At 62.9% G+C, this 18340-nt stretch carries 14 protein-coding genes, 2 tRNA genes and 1 pseudogene; 11 read left to right on the plus strand and 6 right to left on the minus strand.

Annotation, left to right across the window (positions count from 1 at the left end; genetic code table 11):
* Positions 1–190 precede the first annotated feature (190 nt).
* The 8 genes from LDO26_RS16370 (at position 191) to LDO26_RS16405 (ending at position 13105) form a co-directional block, all read left to right on the plus strand.
* A complete protein-coding gene (locus LDO26_RS16370; RefSeq protein WP_232132167.1) occupies positions 191–3415 on the plus strand; it encodes a TonB-dependent receptor in 3225 nt (1074 codons plus the stop codon).
* A 331-nt stretch (positions 3416–3746) separates the two neighbouring features.
* Entirely contained in the window at positions 3747–5135 is a 1389-nt protein-coding gene (gene ppnN, locus LDO26_RS16375) for a nucleotide 5'-monophosphate nucleosidase PpnN (protein ID WP_232132168.1), read from the plus strand.
* A gap of 189 nt (positions 5136–5324) precedes the next feature.
* On the plus strand, positions 5325–5834 hold the full coding sequence (locus LDO26_RS16380; protein WP_232132169.1) for a GspH/FimT family pseudopilin: 510 nt from the start codon (positions 5325–5327) through the stop codon (positions 5832–5834).
* Positions 5831–6292 (plus strand): type IV pilus modification protein PilV, encoded by a 462-nt coding sequence (gene pilV / locus LDO26_RS16385; RefSeq protein WP_232132170.1) that lies wholly within the window; start codon positions 5831–5833, stop codon positions 6290–6292. Before LDO26_RS16380 ends, pilV begins: the two co-directional genes overlap by 4 nt.
* The gene (locus tag LDO26_RS16390; protein ID WP_232132171.1) at positions 6289–7473 is read left to right on the plus strand and encodes a PilW family protein; all 1185 of its coding nucleotides are present in this window, start codon (positions 6289–6291) and stop codon (positions 7471–7473) included. Before pilV ends, LDO26_RS16390 begins: the two co-directional genes overlap by 4 nt.
* A 4-nt stretch (positions 7474–7477) precedes the next feature.
* On the plus strand, positions 7478–7969 hold the full coding sequence (locus LDO26_RS16395; RefSeq protein ID WP_232132172.1) for a pilus assembly PilX family protein: 492 nt from the start codon (positions 7478–7480) through the stop codon (positions 7967–7969).
* A 17-nt stretch (positions 7970–7986) separates the two neighbouring features.
* Positions 7987–12654 carry a pilus assembly protein gene (locus LDO26_RS16400; protein WP_232132173.1) on the plus strand — a complete coding sequence of 1556 codons (4668 nt, stop codon included), beginning with the start codon at positions 7987–7989 and terminating at the stop codon, positions 12652–12654.
* Between the two features lie 4 nt (positions 12655–12658).
* Positions 12659–13105, plus strand: coding sequence for a type IV pilin protein (locus LDO26_RS16405; protein ID WP_232132174.1), 447 nt, complete (start codon positions 12659–12661; stop codon positions 13103–13105).
* Between the two features lie 144 nt (positions 13106–13249).
* On the opposite strand, the gene LDO26_RS16410 is transcribed toward LDO26_RS16405, so the two are convergent.
* Both LDO26_RS16410 and LDO26_RS16415 read right to left on the minus strand, forming a co-directional pair.
* Positions 13250–13326 (minus strand) — tRNA-Asn (locus LDO26_RS16410).
* Between the two features lie 75 nt (positions 13327–13401).
* Positions 13402–13929 carry a GspH/FimT family pseudopilin gene (locus LDO26_RS16415; RefSeq protein ID WP_232132175.1) on the minus strand — a complete coding sequence of 176 codons (528 nt, stop codon included), beginning with the start codon at positions 13927–13929 and terminating at the stop codon, positions 13402–13404.
* A 191-nt stretch (positions 13930–14120) separates the two neighbouring features.
* Between LDO26_RS16415 and uvrB the strand changes: the two genes are divergently transcribed.
* The 3 genes from uvrB (at position 14121) to LDO26_RS16430 (ending at position 16897) form a co-directional block, all read left to right on the plus strand.
* The gene (gene uvrB, locus LDO26_RS16420) at positions 14121–16157 is read left to right on the plus strand and encodes an excinuclease ABC subunit UvrB (protein WP_232132176.1); all 2037 of its coding nucleotides are present in this window, start codon (positions 14121–14123) and stop codon (positions 16155–16157) included.
* A 58-nt stretch (positions 16158–16215) separates the two neighbouring features.
* Positions 16216–16290 (plus strand) — tRNA-Val (locus LDO26_RS16425).
* Between the two features lie 373 nt (positions 16291–16663).
* A complete protein-coding gene (locus LDO26_RS16430) occupies positions 16664–16897 on the plus strand; it encodes a hypothetical protein (RefSeq protein ID WP_232132177.1) in 234 nt (77 codons plus the stop codon).
* 142 nt (positions 16898–17039) lie between these two features.
* Here LDO26_RS16430 and LDO26_RS16435 read toward each other — a convergent pair whose 3' ends face one another.
* The 4 genes and pseudogenes from LDO26_RS16435 to LDO26_RS16450 form a co-directional block, all read right to left on the minus strand.
* Positions 17040–17384: a type II toxin-antitoxin system HicB family antitoxin gene (locus LDO26_RS16435; protein ID WP_232132178.1), complete on the minus strand. Its 345-nt coding sequence runs from the start codon at positions 17382–17384 to the stop codon at positions 17040–17042.
* Entirely contained in the window at positions 17381–17635 is a 255-nt protein-coding gene (locus LDO26_RS16440; RefSeq protein ID WP_232132179.1) for a type II toxin-antitoxin system HicA family toxin, read from the minus strand. The genes LDO26_RS16435 and LDO26_RS16440 overlap by 4 nt, the downstream gene beginning before the upstream one ends.
* A 51-nt stretch (positions 17636–17686) precedes the next feature.
* Complete coding sequence (locus tag LDO26_RS16445) at positions 17687–17914, minus strand: tyrosine-type recombinase/integrase (protein ID WP_232132180.1); 228 nt, start codon at positions 17912–17914, stop codon at positions 17687–17689.
* A gap of 321 nt (positions 17915–18235) precedes the next feature.
* Positions 18236–18340 (minus strand): annotated as a pseudogene (locus LDO26_RS16450) (IS110-like element ISStma4 family transposase); the annotation flags it as partial.

Genomic DNA, 18340 nt, shown 5'->3' on the forward strand with positions numbered 1-18340 from the left:
GTCAGTGGCTTATATGCCAATTCCGGTGTCACCGGACTGTAATTTTCATTGGCTACCATGTTAATCTGTTGTTAACCGCGAACGGCGTGCGCGCCGTCCGGCAGGGGCCCCACCACCGCTTTCCAGTTCCCGCTTCAGCCGCGTGCCTGCCAGCCCGCGCGCCCATACCCACGTACCGAGGCTACTCACCATGACCCACTCGCATCGCGCTCGACTTTCCAAGCTGTCGCTCGGCCTGATCGTCGCACTGGCCGCAGCTCCCGCTTTCGCACAAAGCACCTCCGCCGGCGTCGGCGGCCAGGTCCTGGGTGCCGGAGGCCAGCCGGTTGCCGGCGCCGATGTCACCATCGTCCACACCGAGTCGGGCACGGTCAGCCGCGCCACCACCGATGCCAGCGGCCGCTACAACGCCCGCGGCCTGCGCGTGGGTGGCCCGTACACCATCACCGTGACCAAGGCGGGCGAGGGTACGCGTACCGAGGACAACGTCTACCTGAACCTCAACCAGGTCAACACCGTCAACGCCGCGCTGACCGGCGACATGACCACGCTCGAGCGCGTGGTCGCCACGGCCGTCGGCGGCGGCTCGGAAGTGTTCAGCGCCAACAAGATGGGCGCGGGCAGCAACATCACCAGCGAACAGCTGGAAGCGATGCCGTCGATCACCCGGACGCTGCAGGACTACGCGCGCCTCGATCCGCGCGTGGCGCATACCGACAAGGCCCGCAACGAGATCTCGATCGGCGGCCAGAACCCGCGCTACAACGCGATCCGCGTCGACGGCATCAACAGCGGCGACACCTTCGGTCTCGAGACCAACGGCCTGTCGGCGCCGCGCCAGCCGTTCTCGATGGACACCATCGACGAGATCGCGGTCGACATCGCCAGCTACGACGTCACCATCTCCGGCGGCGTGGGCGGCGTCATCAATGCGGTGACCAAGTCGGGCACCAACAACTTCAGCGGTTCGGTCTACGGCCTGTACCGCGACAACGACTGGTCTGGCAAGAACGACAACAATGTCCGCCCCGTCCTGTTCGACAGCGAGAACACCTGGGGCGTGACCTTCGGCGGCCCGATCGTCAAGGACAAGCTGTTCTTCTTCGCCAACTACGAGAAGTACACCGGCAAGAACATGTTCATCGGCAACTCCAGCTACGGTCCGATCGGCTCGGGTGCCAGCAACATCGTCAATATCGAGCAGAGCGACATCAACCGCATCATCGACATCGCGCGCAACACCTACGGCTTCGATGCCGGCGCGCTGGCGCTGCCGTCCCTGGACACCGAGTCCGAGGAATACGGCCTCAAGATCGACTGGAACATCACCGACAACCACCGTGCCAGCTTCCGCTACGGCAAGTCGGAACAGAACCAGCCCTACCTGCAGGGCTTCGGCGCCAGTTCGCTGGCGCTCAACACCTATCACTACGTCAAGAACTACGAGATCGAGACCTACACGCTGCAGCTGTTCAGCGACTGGAACAGCTCGTTCTCGACCGAGGCCAAGGTCTCCTACCGCGACTACTTCGTGCCGCGCGTTCCGCTGGCCGATCTGCCCGCGATCGGTGTCCGCGTCGGCAACTCGTTCGTCAACCTCGGCACCGAGGAGAACACGCACGTCAACGAGGTCGGCACCAAGACCAAGAATGCCTTCCTTGCCGGCAACCTGTTCCTCGGCGACCACACGCTCAAGTTCGGCGTCGACTACGAAGAGAACGAGATCTACAACATGTACGGCCGTCGTCTGAACGGCGTATACACCTTCGACAGCATCGACGACTTCGAGGCCGGGACTGCTAGCCGTTACCAGCTGTTCTACCCGCGTGACGGCGTCCGCAACAACATCGCGGCGGACTGGACGCTGAAGAACCTGGGCCTGTTCGTGCAGGATACCTGGGCGATCAACTACAACCTGACCCTGTCGCTGGGGCTGCGCTACGACGAGCCCAGCGTGCCGACCGCGCCGTTCCACAACCCGCGCGCGCAGGCCGCGTTCGGCTACAACAACAGCGCCACCATCGACGGCAACGGCCTGTTCCAGCCGCGCGTGGGCTTCAACTACACCTTCGACAGCGACCTGCCGACCCAGTTGCGCGGTGGTTTCGGCCTGTTCCAGGGCGCCGCGGCCAATGTCTGGCTGTCCAACCCGTTCTCGAACTACGGCCGTGACGCCTACGTCGACTACCTGTTCACGGCTGCCGATGGTGGTTTCATCGGTTTCGACCCGAACCCGGCCAACCAGTGCGCGCTGGTCAACCAGCAGCCCACCGCGTCCTGCCCGCCGACGGCTTCTGCCACTGGTGCCGAGGCCATCGATTTCATCGACCCGGATCTGGGGCAGCCGTCGATCTGGAAGGCCAACCTGGCGTTCGAGACCGAACTGCCGTGGTGGGGCGTCGTGGCATCGGCCGAAGGTATCTGGACCCGCGTCAAGGAAGCGATCTTCTATCAGGAACTGAACATGGGCGGCTCGACCTACACCGGTCAGGATGGTCGTCTGATGTACTGGAACGCGGCCGGTCTCAACCCGGGGAGCTGGAGCCAGGCCGGCGTCGGTACGGGTGTCGATGCCCGCACCAATCGTGACCGTGACTTCACCAACGCGATCCTCGCCCGTTCCACCGACGAGGGCGAGAGCCAGCAGTACACCTTCTCGCTCAGCAAGCCGTTCAACGGCGGCGACTGGTTCTGGCAGGTGGCCTACACCTACACCAACGCCACGGAAGTCAATCCGCTGACCAGCTCCACGTCGGGTTCGCAGCTGGGCAACGTAGCCGTGTTCCAGGCCAACGAGGAAGTGGCAGCACGCTCCAACTACGAGATCCGCGACCGCTTCTCTGCCGCGCTGACCTGGAAGCACGCGTTCTTCGGCGACAACAACACCTCGGTGTCGATGTTCTACGAAGGCCGCTCGGGCAAGCCCTTCAGCTACACCTTCGACAACGACGCCAACGGCGACGGCCGCCTCAACGACCTGCTGTACATCCCGTCGGGTCCTGGCGACGTCCTGTTCGGTTCGCCCGCAGAGGAAGCCGCGTTCTGGGCCTATGTCGACGGCAACGAATACCTGCGCTCGCACAAGGGTCAGGTCGCCGGTCGCAATGCGGATCGCAACAAGTGGGTGAACCAGTTCGATATCCGGATCTCGCAGGAATTCCCGGGCTTCTTCAACGGCAACAAGGCCGAGGTGTGGCTCGACATCCTCAATGTCGGCAACCTGATCGACAAGAAGTGGGGCCGTGTCGAGGAGATCGGCTTCCCGTCGATGAAGGGCATCGTCGAGTACGGCGGTATCGATTCGGCGACCGGCAAGTACGTCTACCGCTTCAACACTCCGGACGAGGCAACGATCTACGACGACAAGGGCATCTCGCGCTGGGCGTTGCAGGTGGGCTTCCGCTACAAGTTCTGATCCAGTACATCGGATGCAATGGAAGAACGGCCGGGGCAACCCGGCCGTTTTTCCGTTCACCGGTGACCGGGGAAAAGGGCTGCCCAGATCTTGCGTGGGGCGGTCCCTCGCGGCCGGCTTTGCGCTGCGTTGCGGATTCCGAGGTGTCCGCGGGCCGTCCGCTCCCGGAGTGGGCCGCCTTCTTGTCTTGGTTGCGGCCCGCCAACTCCGTGGCCACGCTTCTGACCAGCACTGACGCGATGTCAGGAATCGCGCCGGAAGACCCCGGCGTGTTTCCGTTTGCGCCGGCGTCGCGCTACAGTTCGGCACCAAAAAAAGACAAGAAGAGACGATGAGCGACAACAGCAAGGCGGCGACGGCGCTGCCCACGGTCAATGCCTACATCTACCCGTGCGGCGGGCTCGACATCCTCTCCCGCGACGAGGTCGCGCGGCTCAAGGACGCCTCCAGCGGCGGCATGCACGACCTACTGCGGCGCTGTGCGCTGGCGGTGCTGACCAGCGGCAGCGCATCCGACGACCCGCGCGCGGCGCAGGAACTGTATCCGGACTTCGACATCGAAGTGCTGCAGCAGGACCGCGGCGTGCGCATCGAGCTGCGCAACGCGCCGGGCATGGCGTTCGTCGACGGCCAGATCATCCGCGGCATCGCCGAGCTGCTGTTCGCGGTGGTGCGCGATCTCGCCTACACCGCGATCGAACTGGGACCCGAGTACGCCACCGATCTCGAATCCAGCGCCGGCATCACCAATGCGGTGTTCGGCCTGCTGCGCAACGCGCGCCTGCTGCAGCCGGGCGACCCCAACATGGTGGTGTGCTGGGGCGGCCACTCGATCGGCCGCGGTGAGTACGACTACACCAAGCTGGTCGGCTACGAGCTCGGCCTGCGCGGCCTCGACATCTGCACCGGCTGCGGCCCGGGCGCGATGAAGGGGCCGATGAAAGGCGCCAACGTCGCCCACGCCAAGCAGCGGCACGGCCACTCGCGCTACGTCGGCATCACCGAGCCGGGTATCATCGCCGCCGAGTCGCCGAACCCGATCGTCAACCACCTGGTGATCATGCCGGACATCGAGAAGCGCCTCGAATCGTTCGTGCGCCTCGGGCACGGCATCATCGTGTTCCCCGGTGGCGTCGGCACTGCCGAGGAGATCCTCTACCTGCTCGGCCTGCTGCTGCAGGAGGAGAACCGCGGCATTCCGTTCCCCTTCATCCTGACCGGTCCCACCGCGTCGGCGCCGTATTTCGAGCAGATCGACCAGTTCATCCGCCTGACCCTGGGCGACGAGGCCGCCTCGCGCTACGAGATCATCATCGCCGACCCCGAAACCGTGGCCCGGCGCATGGCCGCCGGCATCCGCAAGGTCAAGGAATACCGCGTCGCGCAGAAGGACGCGTTCTACTTCAACTGGTCGCTGACGATCCCGCTGGATCTGCAGCAGCCGTTCGTCCCGACGCACGAGGCGATGGCCGCGCTCGACCTGCACCAGGGCCGCCGGCCGCACGAGCTCGCCGCCGACCTGCGCCGTGCGTTTTCCGGCATCGTCGCCGGCAACGTCAAGGAAGACGGCATGCGTCGCGTCGAGGCCTTCGGCCCGTTCCAGATCCGCGGCGACCACGAGATCATGCGCTCCCTCGACGCACTGCTGCGCGCGTTCGTCGAGCAGCGCCGCATGAAGATCGCCGGGGAGTACCGGCCGTGTTACGAGGTGATTGCCTGATTCCTGGGTAGGTGGCGACTGCACTGACCCAACTGTGCGGCGTGTATCCGCAAGGTGTCGGCGCCTGATCGAAACGGGCAAGACACTGTCGCTGATGCTTCCGAAACGACCGCTCGTCCGCTTCGGGCGCGCAGAGGTTGCGACCTCCGATATGCTCGCAGTACTGCCGCGGGGAGCGCGGATGGGGGTATGCAGGTGAAATCCCGTGGGTTTTCGTTGATCGAATTGGTGATCGTCATCGCAGTTGCGGCCGTTCTGCTCGCGATCGCGCTACCCAGCTTCCAGTCGGTGTTCCGGAGCAATCGTGTGGCAACCGCCACCAATGAGATGATCGCGACCCTGTCGCTGGCTCGTGGCGAAGCGATCCGCAATGCCAGAGGCGCCATCGTGTGCCCGTCCGCAGATGGGGCAATCTGTGGTGACGACTGGACGGCTGGATGGATCATCTGGGCCGACCATGATGGCAATGGCGTGCCGGACGACGATGAGGTGATCCGCTTCGTGCAGGGGAAGAGCCGTACCGTCGTGGAAGGGCCGGAGGCCGGCGTGCAGTTTGACCCGCGAGGGCGGATCGTTGGCGCGGCAACTTCTGTTGCCGTCCAGCCGGACGAATGTGGCGGGCAGGCGCTTCGGCGGATAATCACGATCGGCGTGACCGGGCAGGTTTCGCGGGCGTCTGCCATGGAGGTATGTGAATGAGTCGCGCCATCGCCCAGGTTGCACCAAGGCAGTCCGGCTTTTCCCTGATCGAGGTCATGGTGGCAGTACTCGTGCTCGGCGTTGGCCTTCTCGGATTCGCGTTCCTGCAGACTGCGAACGTACGCTTCACGCAAAGCGCCGCCTATCGGACCCAAGCCACGAACTTCGCTTACGAGCTGCTGGACCAGATGCGGGCCAATAGGGTAAGTGCGCCCGAGTACGTCGGTGACTATCCTGCGGCGGATGCCGATTGCGAGCCATATGCGTTAGGCGATCATGTCTCGACGGATGATTTCCGTGGGGCGTGGAGTTGCCGGCTTTCCAAGGCCCTTGGCGAGAACGCGACTGCAAGAGTTTCGCGTGACGGAAATACCTACACCGTACATGTCGTCTGGAATGACGAACGATGGCAGGAAGGTGGGTTCGAGCCGGATCTGTCGGTAGGGTCGGAACTATGAACACTCATCGCCATCCGCGTGTCCGCGGCTTTTCGCTGATCGAACTCATGATCGCGATGCTGATCGGTTTGCTGCTGCTGATCGGAGTCGTGCAGCTGTTCTCCGCGTCGCGGGCAGCCTATCAACTGTCCGAAGGTATGTCGCGCGTGCAGGAGAATGGTCGCTTCGCCATTGATTTCCTGCAGCGCGATACACGCATGGCTGGGCATTTCGGCTGTGTCAACGATCAGTCGCATTCGCTCGCGGATCCTGCCGGAATCACCACTACTTTCGCTTCATCTCCGGCGGCGGCTGTGGATCCCTTGCGATTCGATATCTCGATCCAGGGGTATGAGGCCGAAGATACTGCGCCAGGGGAGGCTTTGACGTTGCCTGCGATTGGTGCCGCTGCCCCTGCAAGCGGCTGGGCTGGATTGAGCGCTGGCAGCCCGGTCGCTGCTGCGACTGCAAATCGCGTCCCGGGCAGCGATATTCTGGTTCTGCGATACCTGGCGCCAGAAGGCGTACCGGTGACGTCGATCGGAGGCGCAGGGGAGAGGCCTTCATTTGCCTTTGATGGTTCGCGCTGGAACGTCCTGCGCAGCGGTGTCGACAATCCAGGGCTTTTTGGCGTTGCCGATTGTCTGGGGGCGACCGTGTTTCAGGCCAGCACTACCGGACCGGGCAACATCTCGACGGCGGGCGCGGCGCCACTGAACGCGGTGGACTTCACAGCGGTTTTTACACCGGGCCAAGCGGTGCTCTATCGCGCTGAAAGTCTTGTTTACTTTGTCGGTTTCAATGGCCGCGGCGGTACTTCGCTCTATCGGGTCCGCTACGGCGTCACTCCGGGTGCTGCTGGCGCCTATGGCGCTGCAGAGGAAATGGTCGAAGGCATCGAGAACATGCAGCTCCTGTATGGATTTGACCGGGAAATGGATTCGAGTAAGCCTCCGACCGGTTATATCGACAGGCAGATGGTCGCATTGAGTGGCGCTGATGATACTGCGGACAACTGGAGGCGATTGGGCTTGGTACAGATCGGGCTGCTTGGCGTCAGTGATCGTGCCACCGCTTCGCAACCAGAAGTTGGCCGTGAGCATGTTTCGCTGGGCGTCACGATCACGCAGCCCGATGATGGGCGTCTTCGCGCTGTCTACCAGACCACAGTCGCGGTCCGGAACCGCCTGTATGGAAACTGATGAAATGAACATGCGTCCGCTCTGTCGCAATCCTTCTTTTCGTCGCGAGAAGGGCGCTGCGTTGTACGTGGCGCTGATCATGCTCATCCTGTTGGCGTTGATCGGAATTGTCGGCATGCAGGTCGCGACTCTGCAGGAACGCATGGCGTCCAACTATCGCGCGGTGAATATCGCATTCCAGAACGCGGAATCCAGTGCTCGCGATGTCGAAGAGAGCATTCGCAGCACCTTGTCGGCAAGCGGGACATTCGCCGCGGATCGGGAGGACTGCGTCACCAGCTTCGATCCCTTGACGTGGGCGGATGATTTGACATCCAACGCTTCCGGGACAACGTACACGCGCCGTGTGGACAGATGTTTTACCTCGAGCAGCCTACGTATCGGCGAGAGGTTGAACGAAGAAACCGGCAACATCTACGAAGTCAGTGCGCTCGGATCCGACGGGGATTCCGACAATGCCGCGACTGCAGTCATCAACACCATCTTCATCCCGTAAGGGACAGAAGGAACGTCATGAATATTCCACTCTGGTTGCGCTTCACCCTCATTGCGGCCGCCGGCACGGGCCTGTTCCTGGGGCGGGGTGCGGTGCTTGATGCGGCACCCGGCGACTACGTGATTTCCCAGACGCCGTTGTACCTGGGGGACCAGGTGCCGCCGTTGATGATGATGGTGATGTCGCGGGATGAGCGCCTCTTCACCAAAGCTTATTCGGACTACAGCGATTTGGATGGCGACGGCCGTCTGGATACGACATATCAGGACACGTTCGCTTACTCGGGATATTTCGATTCCAAGCTTTGCTATTCGTACTCTAATTCGCAGTTCAAGGCTGTAGCTGTTGCAGTTGGAGCGAACGGGCACAGCTGCAATGGACAGCAGTGGAGCGGGAACTTCCTCAATTGGGTGACGATGAGTCGCCTGGATATCCTGCGTTATGTGCTCTACGGCGGGAAGCGCATCGTGGACGAGCCTGGAAGGACCGTGCTCGAGCGGGCGCATATCCCGAACGACCTGCATGCGTGGGTGAAAGTCTACGATGGCGGCGATATCAATGAGTTCACGCCCCTGAGCGGAACGCAGTCTTTCTGTAATTCGTCACACAGCAATAACGCGGACGAGCCACCCGTTTTCCGGCAGGCTGGTGGCAACTGGTCGGAATGGGCTGCGACAGCGCTCTATCAGTGTCGTACCAATCACAACTCGGATACTCCGGGATCGGCCACTTCCTACACTGTCAGGGTGGAAGTCTGCGACGCGGGTGTCGCAGAAAATTTGCGGGAAGATTTCTGCCGACCGTACAGCAATGGTACGACCACACGCTATAAGCCAGCAGGTTTGTTGCAGTCTTACGGTGAGAACGGCCGCCTGCGTTTCGGCATGGTCAGCGGAAGTTATTCGAATCCCCGCAGTGGCGGCGTGTTGCGCAGCAACATCAGTCGTTTTTCCGGGAATGGAACAGGCTGTAGTGCCGGCAACGAGATCAATCTCGCGACCGGCCAGCTGTGCAATCAGAACAGCGGCGACGAAGGCATTATCAATACGCTCGACAGGTTCCGGTTGACGCAATGGAATGGTTGGACTTCCGATTCAAAGTGGGGTGATTGCAATGATTGGGGTATCCTCAACCGTCAAGGGCAGGGCCGCAGCCGGAGTTTGAATAATCCGGGCACTGGAAACGATGATTGCAGCGCATGGGGAAATCCCATCGCCGAGATGTACGCTGAAGCGCTGCGCTATATTGCTGGTGAATCGAGTGCAACGTCCGGATTCAATGCCGGGTCCGATCTTTCTGGGCTGCCCAAGCCGAATTGGTTGGATCCGTATCGAGATCCTGCCAGCGGCGGCAACTCCTACTGTGCGACATGCAACATTCTGGTGATGTCATCGGGTCTGCCGTCGTTCGACAGTGACGAGATTCCCAGCATTCCACGGATCGGCAGTGTGGATGCGGCAACCAATGCAGTCGGTGTCGCGGAAGGCGTTTCCGGAAGCTACCTCGTTGGACGTGTGGGCGCCACGCCCTTGCATGCATCCTTGAATACGCATGAGGATGTCTGCTCTGCTGAAAATGTCTCCGGTCTGGCGGATGTCCGTGGCATCTGTCCGGATATCCCTTCGCTCGAGGGCAGCTATCTGGTGTCGGGCATGGCCTATAAGGCAAGGACGACTGATCTTCGCCCGGGTTTGCAGGGCAAGCCCTCAAGCCATCTCAATACGGTGAACACCTATGCCGTGGCATTGGCCGACAACCTGCCCAAGTTCGACGTTCCGGTGGGAGGGCGAACGATTTCGCTCGCTCCTCTGTGTCAGGCGAATGCTTCGGGTTCGGCAGCGATCACGGATGCCGGTTGGAGAACCTGTGCACTTGGCTCGGTTGGCGTGGGTGCGAAAGAAGCGGCAGTTTCACCCGGGCATGTGTACGGTCGTGACCTGGTTTACGACGCCAATGGAAATGCCGTTGCCGGCAGTTTCTCTCTCGTCTGGGAGGATTCGCTGTGGGGCAATGATCATGACAATGACGTCGTTGCCATGCTGACTTACTGCGTGGGTTCCGCGTGCAACGCAGATACCAATCCACGGAACAACGCTGGTTACAGCGGTAAGGACATCTGCTGGCGCTCCGACTCCTCTGTCTGCGGTGCGAGCGGCAGTCCAACTGTCGGCGCCAACGAGGTGCTTGTCAGAATCGAGAACCTGTCGGCCTATGCCGGCAATGCGATGTTGACGGGCTTTGCGGTGACTGGCTCCAATAATGATGGTGTTTACAGGCTCGCGCGTAGGCCAGGCAGTAGCGATAACTCCATCCTGACCAATCAGGCAAATCCACCCGGCGACTGGGACAAGCCCAAGGTCATGAAGTTCACGGCGGGGTCCAGTGATGCCGGTTCCTTGGAAAGCCCACTTTGGTATGCCGCCAAGTATGGCGGGTTCAACGACAGGAATGGCAATGGCATTCCTGATCCGGGTGAATGGGATTCCAGGGAGACCGGTCAGCCGGACAACTATTTCTTTGCGCGTGATCCCTCCAAGCTGCGGGAGGAGTTGGAACGCATCTTCGAGGAAGCGGCTGGGGCAGGAGGTCCGACCGGTGGTGGTGGTGCGGGAGCCCGCATCAACGCAGGGTCGTTTACTGTCGAAACCAGCTTCACTCCGCCGACGTCCGAAGACAACTACTGGTCGGGCAACGTGCTAGGAGTACGGGTCGGTGCCGACGGCACGCGCGGTACGGTACTGTGGAATGCCGCGACCGCTCTGGGGGCGCGTGACCCTGTGGACCGGAACATCGTGGTGACGATCGCGCCCACACGGCATGAGGCGAGTGGCGAGGTCGATGAGCCAGTTGCCGCCGACACGTTCAGCTACCTCGCGCTCGGGAACGATGATGCCGCCCGAGGAGCTGCACTTGGAATTCCTTCACCTGTGCCGGTCTGGTTTACGGGGGCGGCGGCAAGCGGGGAAAACCTTGTTTCCTATATTGCAGGCAGTAGCCAGTACGAGCAGGGGAATGGCGGGCCATTCAGGGATCGGAATTCGAAGCTCGGCGATATCGTGAATTCGACGCCGGAGATCTTCCAGCCGAATGACGATTTTGGCTATTCCATCTGGAAATCATTCTCCGCAACGGAATGGAAGCTCGCGCTTGGCACGAGCTATCAGGAGTATCTCCAGCTCAAGGCCGAGAATCGTAGTCCGGTTGTTTATGTCGGTGCGAACGATGGGATGCTGCATGCGTTCGATGCCCGGGACACTGGTGGTGGCGGTGAGCTGTTCGGATTCATCCCCGCAGGTGCCCGCGGTCATCTTTTTGAGCTTGCCAACCCGAATTACCAGCATCGATATTATGTTGATGGCGGCATCACTGTTTCGGACATCGCCACCAACGAGACAGGAGGCTGGAAGACGCTGCTGGTGGGTAGCACTGGTGCAGGCGGGCCGGTAGACGCCGGCGACCAAAACGGAAGTTCGGTGTTCGCCCTTGACGTGAGCGATCCCGAGAACTTCGACAAGGACGACGTGCGCTGGGAGATCACCGGCGGCAACGAGCCGGACCTGGGCTACGTTCTCGGCAAACCGCTCATTGTTCCGGTCGAAGTCGGCGGCAGGCCGAGATGGGTCGCGCTGTTCGGGAACGGTCCGAACTCGGCATCAGGCTTCCCGGTACTCTATGTCGCGGATGCTTGGACCGGCGAGGTCTTGGCACGTTTGCGGCCGAGCCTCAGTTCCTACAGCGCCAGCAACGGCCTGATGAATGTTGCGCCCATCGCCTTCAATAACGGCGACGGCCTTGTGGATACCGTCTATGGCGGAGATCTCCAGGGTAATCTGTGGAAGTTCGACTTGTCTGCGTCTACACCGACCGGATGGGCAGTCGCATTCAATGGTGCGCCGTTGTTTACCGCGAGCCGGAATGATGTAGCGCAACCCATCACCGGCGGAATCGAAGTAGCCAGCGGGCCCGGTGGTGGTGTCAGCCTCTTCTTTGGGACGGGGCGCTACTTCGCGGTCGGTGACAACGCGGTCAACGAAGTCCAGAGCCTGTACGGGATCTGGGACAACTGTCCGGCGAATGCCACGGTGCCGTGCAGTACGAGGATCGACAACGGGCGGAATGCGTTGAGGGGACAGGCCGTGACAACGGGAGTCAACAGCTCCGGGCACAGGACGCGTGATGTCACTCGCGGCGCCGTCAGTTACGTGACGCACCGTGGTTGGTACGTGGATCTCTTCCCTGATGCAACGCTGTCCGGCGAGCGATTCATCGGTACGCCGACGCTGCAGAACGGCAAGGTGTTCTTCACGACATACGAACCGACATTGAGCGTCTGCGGCTCAGGAGGCGGCGTGAACTGGTTGTATGGCCTCAATGTTTTGACTGGTGGCGGTGGCATGGCGGGCGTCAGCTTGACGCCGGAAGGCGCTGGTTCCGGGGAGGACGCGGTCTGTACCGGTGATTGCGGTGCGATCCCGCTCAATCCGGAGGACGAGACGGGTCCGCCTACCAGGACTTCAAACATCTTCGTCCCACCTGTCGTGCCCTGTGATCCTGCCCATCCGGACTGCGACGTGGATCGTCGTCTCGAACTGTCCAAGTGCACGCTGGTGCTGCGTGCGGTCGGCGCAGAGCCCCTGTTCATGCCAAGGCCTTGTGGCAGGCAATCCTGGCGTCAGGTGAGGTGATCCAATGAAAGTCCAGGCGGGTGGTCCGGGAGTGGTGAAGTCGGCGCGTGGCGGGGTTGCGGCCGGCTTTACCCTGATCGAGTTGATGATTGTTGTGGCGATCGTCGCGATCCTTGCAGCGATCGCGTATCCCTCGTATCAGGAGCACGTTCGTAAATCCAGGCGTGCACAGGCGAAAGCCGATCTGCTCGAGTACGCACAGATGGCCGAGCGGCATCATACGGTGAACAACAGCTATGAGAGCTTTGTGCTGCCATCCGATCAGTCGCCGCGCGAGGATGGGAGCACGGCCTGGTACGGACTGGATTTCGACGAGGATCCCACACAGAGTACGTTCAAGATCGTCGCAACGCCCAACGGGGATCAGGAGAGGGACCGCTGTGGTGATCTTTCGTTGGATCAGGCGGGCCGCAAGGGCAACAGCAAGGGCAATCTCGCCGAGTGTTGGTGAACTGCGGCGGGAGACAGGCAGGGTAGAGGTGAAGCAGCATTGGGTGCTTCTAGAAGGCTGTCTAGTCGGTCCCTTCCCAAACTCTGGGCTAGGTAAAGACAAAACAAAAGGCCCGCATCTTCCGATGCGGGCCTTTTTCGTATCTGGCGCCCGAAGTTGGACTCGAACCAACGACCCCCTGATTAACAGTCAAGTGCTCTAACCGGCTGAGCTATTCGGGCTGGGGACGGCCATTTTAGTGGCTTCCGTCCGGGGGTCAAGCATCCTTTGCGGGATGGCCGCGGCGGCGCGGTTGCTCAGGCGGGGCAGGGCGGCGGCGCGGCGTGACGTTGGCTGCGCACGCGTCCGAGGTTGTTGACGACCACTTCTCCGTTCAGCTTGCCGCCCGCGCAGACGCGGACGGTCAGGTTGGTGCCGGCGCTGCGACCGTCGCGCTGGTAGCGCAGGAACTTGCGGGTGGCGCTGAGCTGCAGCGCGCCATTGCTGGCGCCGGCTGGCGGATCGGAGACGCGCAGCAGGTCGCCGGGCTGGTCCGGCTGGCGGTTGCCGTCGCTGTCGGTGAACACGATCCACCCAAAGCTCCAGTCCATGTCGTCGCGGCAGCGGGCGTCTGGTGTCCTGGGGCAGACGACGACCTGGTCGCGGCGCATGACGGCGGTGCTGCGGGCCATCGCGAGGTCGGCGCTGACCAGGTGCAGCGCGGTCTGGACGCGGTTGCGCTCGATCGCGGCGCTGAACGCCGGCATGCCGATGGTCAGGGTGATGGCCGCGATGGCGAGCGCAATCATCAGCTCGATCAGCGTGAATCCCGATGTCCTGCGCATGCCGGCCTCCTGCCTTGTTGGGGGCATCAGCATGCGTGGATCGCGCGGGCCGGGCACTCGGTTGTCCGTGCATCACCACGTCGGAAATTTCCGGCTGCTATCGTCGGAATCCGGCCCGGGCGGGGTCGGACTGGTTGCCGTTGCCCCCTCCCGCCCCCATCTCTCCGATTCCCCCGACCCCCCCTGCCGCCATGAACGACGCCACCCAACCCGCCGGTTTCCAGCTCGTCGCGCCGTACCAGCCGGCCGGCGACCAGCCACGTGCGATCGCGCAGCTGGTCGACGGTTTCGAGGCCGGGCTGGCGCACCAGACGCTGCTGGGCGTCACCGGCTCGGGCAAGACCTACACCATCGCCAACGTGATCCAGCAGGTGCAGAAACCCACGCTGGTGATGGCGCCGAACAAGACCCTGGCCGCGCAGCTCTACGGCGAGTTCAAGTCGTTCTTCCCGCACAACGCGGTCGAGTACTTTGTCAGCTACTACGATTACTACCAGCCCGAGGCCTACGTGCCGGCATCGGATACCTACATCGAGAAGGACAGCTCGATCAACGAGCACATCGAGCAGATGCGGCTGTCGGCGACCAAGGCGCTGCTGGAGCGGCGCGACGCGATCGTGGTGTGCTCGGTGTCGGCGATCTACGGCCTGGGCGACCCGAACGAGTACTTCCGCATGGTGTTGCACATGGTGCGCGGCGAGCGCATCGACCAGCGCGAGCTGATCCGCCGGCTGACCGAGATGCAGTACACGCGCAACGACACCGAGCTGCGCCGCGGCACCTATCGCGTGCGCGGCGAGGTCATCGACATCCATCCGGCGGAATCGGAGATGGAGGCGCTGCGCATCGAGCTGTTCGACGGCGAGATCGAGCGCATCACCCAGTTCGATCCGCTGACCGGCGAGACCCGGCGCAGCCTGCAGCGCTACACCCTCTATCCGAAGTCGCACTACGTGACCACACGGCGCACGACGCTGGAAGCGATCGAGGCGATCAAGGCCGAGCTGCCGCAGCGGCTGGAGCAGTTCTACGCCGAGAACAAGCTGGTCGAGGCGCAGCGGCTGCAGCAGCGCACCCAGTTCGACCTGGAGATGATGGCCGAGGTCGGCTACTGCAACGGCGTGGAGAACTACTCGCGGCACCTGACCGGGCGCATGCCGGGCGAGGCGCCGCCCTGCCTGTTCGACTACCTGCCGCCCGACGCGCTGCTGGTCGTCGACGAGTCGCACGTGACCGTTCCGCAGATCGGCGCGATGTACAAGGGCGACCGCTCGCGCAAGGAGACGCTGGTCAACTTCGGCTTCCGGCTGCCGTCGGCGATGGACAACCGGCCGCTGAAGTTCGAGGAGTGGGAAGGGCGCTCGCCGCGCGCGATCTTCGTCTCGGCCACGCCCGGCAAGTACGAGCTGGAGAAGGCCGATGGGCAGGTGGCCGAGCTGGTGGTGCGCCCGACCGGGCTGATCGACCCGGAGGTCGAGATCCGCCCGGTCGCGACCCAGGTCGACGACGTGCTCGGCGAGATCAATGCGCGCGTGGCGATGGGCGACCGCGTGCTGATCACCGTGCTGACCAAGCGCATGGCCGAGAACCTGACCGAGTACCTCGGCGAGCACGACGTCAAGGTGCGCTACCTGCATTCGGATGTCGACACGGTCGAGCGCGTGGAGATCATCCGCGACCTGCGCCTGGGCAAGTTCGACGTGCTGGTCGGCATCAACCTGCTGCGCGAGGGCCTGGACATGCCGGAGGTGTCGCTGGTGGCGATCCTCGATGCCGACAAGGAGGGCTTCCTGCGGTCGAGCGGTTCGCTGATCCAGACCATCGGCCGCGCCGCGCGCAACCTGCGCGGCAAGGCGATCCTGTACGCCGACCGCATCACCAACTCGATGCAGGTCGCGCTCGACGAGACCGGCCGGCGCCGGCAGAAGCAGGTCGAATACAACGCCGAGCACGGCATCACGCCGAAGTCGGTGGCGCGCGCGATCGTCGACATCATGGAGGGCGCGCGCGCCGAGCCGGAACTGGAGAAGCGCGGCCGGGGCAGGACCCGCAAGGCGGTGGCCGAGCCGGCCGAGGACTATGCGTCGCTGCCGCCGGAAAAGCTGGCCGCGCGGCTCAAGACGCTGGAGCAGCAGATGTACCAGCACGCCCGCGACCTGGAGTTCGAGGAGGCGGGCCGGATCCGCGACCAGATCCGCGAGATCAAGGCGGCCAGCCTGGCAGGCTGACGAAGTTGCAAGGGGGTATTCGCCAGCGCCCGAATCCGGTGTATGATGCGCACCCTTCGGGCGGTTAGCTCAGCGGTAGAGCACTACCTTGACATGGTAGGGGTCACAGGTTCGAACCCTGTACCGCCCACCAATCAAATCAGGCATTTGCGCCGGATTGATTGGCAAGAATCAGCAGTCCTGGCACGCAAGTAACACGCATGCGCTGCATGTAGGAATCGATCACTCCGACTGCCTCGCCGAGATGGTCCGGCCGGTACTTGGCGTAGACCTCCGTCTTCCCGCCGAACGCGCGGAGACCCAGCATCCCTTGAATCTCTGCCTCTGGCACGCCAGCGGCGCGCAGTCGGTCGACGCGATTGGCGGGTCGGGACCCGCCCTGCGCATCATTCGGCGCCCATCTGGACGGAACCCTGTGAGAGGCCGGCGCCGCATCGTCACGCGCATCGCCAGCGCACAGTGCGATGCTGACGCAACACAGGCGTTCGGCCTGACAGGACCCCTCAATGGCCGCCTCGTCGAGGATGTCCCGCCGCTGGCCGCGGCTGCGCGGCCTGTTCGCGCGTTCGCAACGCTCCGCGGATTCGGCGACGCTGGACGTGGAGGCGCCGTTGCGCGCGCAGTTGTTCAGTGCGGAACAGATGGCGCTGCACGGCAAGGCGCTGGCGCTGACCCATCGCGTGCACCCGTGGCGCGTGCCGGACCGGCTGCTCGCCCGGCTCGGCGAGGCTACCCCCTGATTTCTGGGAGACCGCCTCGCCGGTCAGGGCTGGTCGTCCGGTACGAACCAGCCTTCGTCGGCGAGTGCTGATCGATCAGTGGGAGAAGATCCAGCCGTTGATCGTGACGCGGGGTTTGTTGTGTCAGGCACGTGTCGTTGAGTCAGGCGCAGGCCAGCTCATGCTCGATGGCTTGATCGATCAAGGCATTCATGCTGACGCCACGGGCTGCTGCGGTGATGGCCAGGGCTTCATGCTTTTTCTTGCCCACACGTACAGCGAACGTGCCCGAGAACTTCTTCTCCGGCGCGATGCCTCGCTCCTTGCACACGGCCAGAAACTCACGCAAGGAGCGTGTGCCTTCGGCCTTCAGATCGCGCACGTTGGTAGCGTAGAAGTCCGCGCCGCCGTTCAAGCCAACGAACTCGCCACGGAACATCTCGATGTCAGGGTCGTAGGAAATCACAGCCGGATGGCCGTCGATCTTCAACACATTGGACTTGTTCATGGGGTCACTCCATTCGCTTGCAATATTCGCTTCACACTTGCCACGGCACCTTTGTCCGTCACCGGCTTGGGATGCGGGCGATGGAACACGTAAACCTGTTCCTTCCAGATGAAGGCCACGCGGGATCCTTCGCGCTCCTCACGCTCAGCACCCAAAGCCAACAGCAGAGCCTCGATATCGGCCCACCGGATCGTGCCCAGCACTGGCCGGTGGAAGATGGATTTCAGCGTCCGTGCGTGCCTGGCCTTCATCGCTGGAAATGATATCACTATCTGGTACTACTTGGGACTGAATGGGACAGTTCACGCGATCAACTTGGCGACGGCCTCGGACAGCTTGTCTGGCGCCAGGTGCGCATACCGCAGCGTCATGCGGATGTCGGAGTGCCCCAGCAGCTCGCGCATGGGGTTCAAGTCCACGCCGGCCATCACCAGGCGCGACGCGAACGAGTGGCGCTGGTCGTGGAAGCGGAAGTTGGCCAGCTCGGCCGATGCGCACAGCTCTTCCCAGCTGCTGTTGATGTTGTCCATGCGTGCGCCGGCCCTGGGCGAGGGGAATACCGGGCGCACATCCTTGCCTGCCTGCTTCTTCCACCGTCCATCGCCCTCCGGGCCTTCGCCGGTGCGATGTCAAAAACCGTTCCAGACGGTTTGTCCAGTCCGCGAAAGACGACCGTTCGACCTTGCGTAGGTCGGCCCTACGCGGCCGACGCGGGCGGCGTCCGGATTCACGGGTGCCGGGGGCACCCGATGCGGCCTGATCGGGGATTCTGGCGTCGGGGGCGTTGCCCCGACCTACGTCTGGCGCGCGATACACGAGCCGGTCACGTGTAGATACCGTCTTGCGGCGGCCTATGCAATGGCGTGTTGGGGATCGAATGGCTTGCCCGAACGCAGGACGCCCCAGACCAGGTGGAGGAGCTTGCGCATGACGGCGCAGACGATGACCTTGCCGGG

The organism is Proluteimonas luteida (assembly GCF_021191695.1).
GTDB lineage: Bacteria > Pseudomonadota > Gammaproteobacteria > Xanthomonadales > Xanthomonadaceae > Luteimonas > Luteimonas luteida.

Coding starts and splice junctions, on each gene's coding strand:
- LDO26_RS16440 (WP_232132179.1), bottom strand. CDS start 17,635: ATGAAGGCCAGGCACGCACGGACGCTGAAATCCATCTTCCACCGGCCA.
- LDO26_RS16430 (WP_232132177.1), top strand. CDS start 16,664: ATGGCCGCCTCGTCGAGGATGTCCCGCCGCTGGCCGCGGCTGCGCGGC.
- LDO26_RS16390 (WP_232132171.1), top strand. CDS start 6,289: ATGAACACTCATCGCCATCCGCGTGTCCGCGGCTTTTCGCTGATCGAA.
- pilV (WP_232132170.1), top strand. CDS start 5,831: ATGAGTCGCGCCATCGCCCAGGTTGCACCAAGGCAGTCCGGCTTTTCC.
- uvrB (WP_232132176.1), top strand. CDS start 14,121: ATGAACGACGCCACCCAACCCGCCGGTTTCCAGCTCGTCGCGCCGTAC.
- LDO26_RS16380 (WP_232132169.1), top strand. CDS start 5,325: ATGCAGGTGAAATCCCGTGGGTTTTCGTTGATCGAATTGGTGATCGTC.
- LDO26_RS16395 (WP_232132172.1), top strand. CDS start 7,478: ATGAACATGCGTCCGCTCTGTCGCAATCCTTCTTTTCGTCGCGAGAAG.
- ppnN (WP_232132168.1), top strand. CDS start 3,747: ATGAGCGACAACAGCAAGGCGGCGACGGCGCTGCCCACGGTCAATGCC.
- LDO26_RS16400 (WP_232132173.1), top strand. CDS start 7,987: ATGAATATTCCACTCTGGTTGCGCTTCACCCTCATTGCGGCCGCCGGC.
- LDO26_RS16435 (WP_232132178.1), bottom strand. CDS start 17,384: ATGAACAAGTCCAATGTGTTGAAGATCGACGGCCATCCGGCTGTGATT.
- LDO26_RS16445 (WP_232132180.1), bottom strand. CDS start 17,914: ATGGACAACATCAACAGCAGCTGGGAAGAGCTGTGCGCATCGGCCGAG.
- LDO26_RS16415 (WP_232132175.1), bottom strand. CDS start 13,929: ATGCGCAGGACATCGGGATTCACGCTGATCGAGCTGATGATTGCGCTC.
- LDO26_RS16405 (WP_232132174.1), top strand. CDS start 12,659: ATGAAAGTCCAGGCGGGTGGTCCGGGAGTGGTGAAGTCGGCGCGTGGC.
- LDO26_RS16370 (WP_232132167.1), top strand. CDS start 191: ATGACCCACTCGCATCGCGCTCGACTTTCCAAGCTGTCGCTCGGCCTG.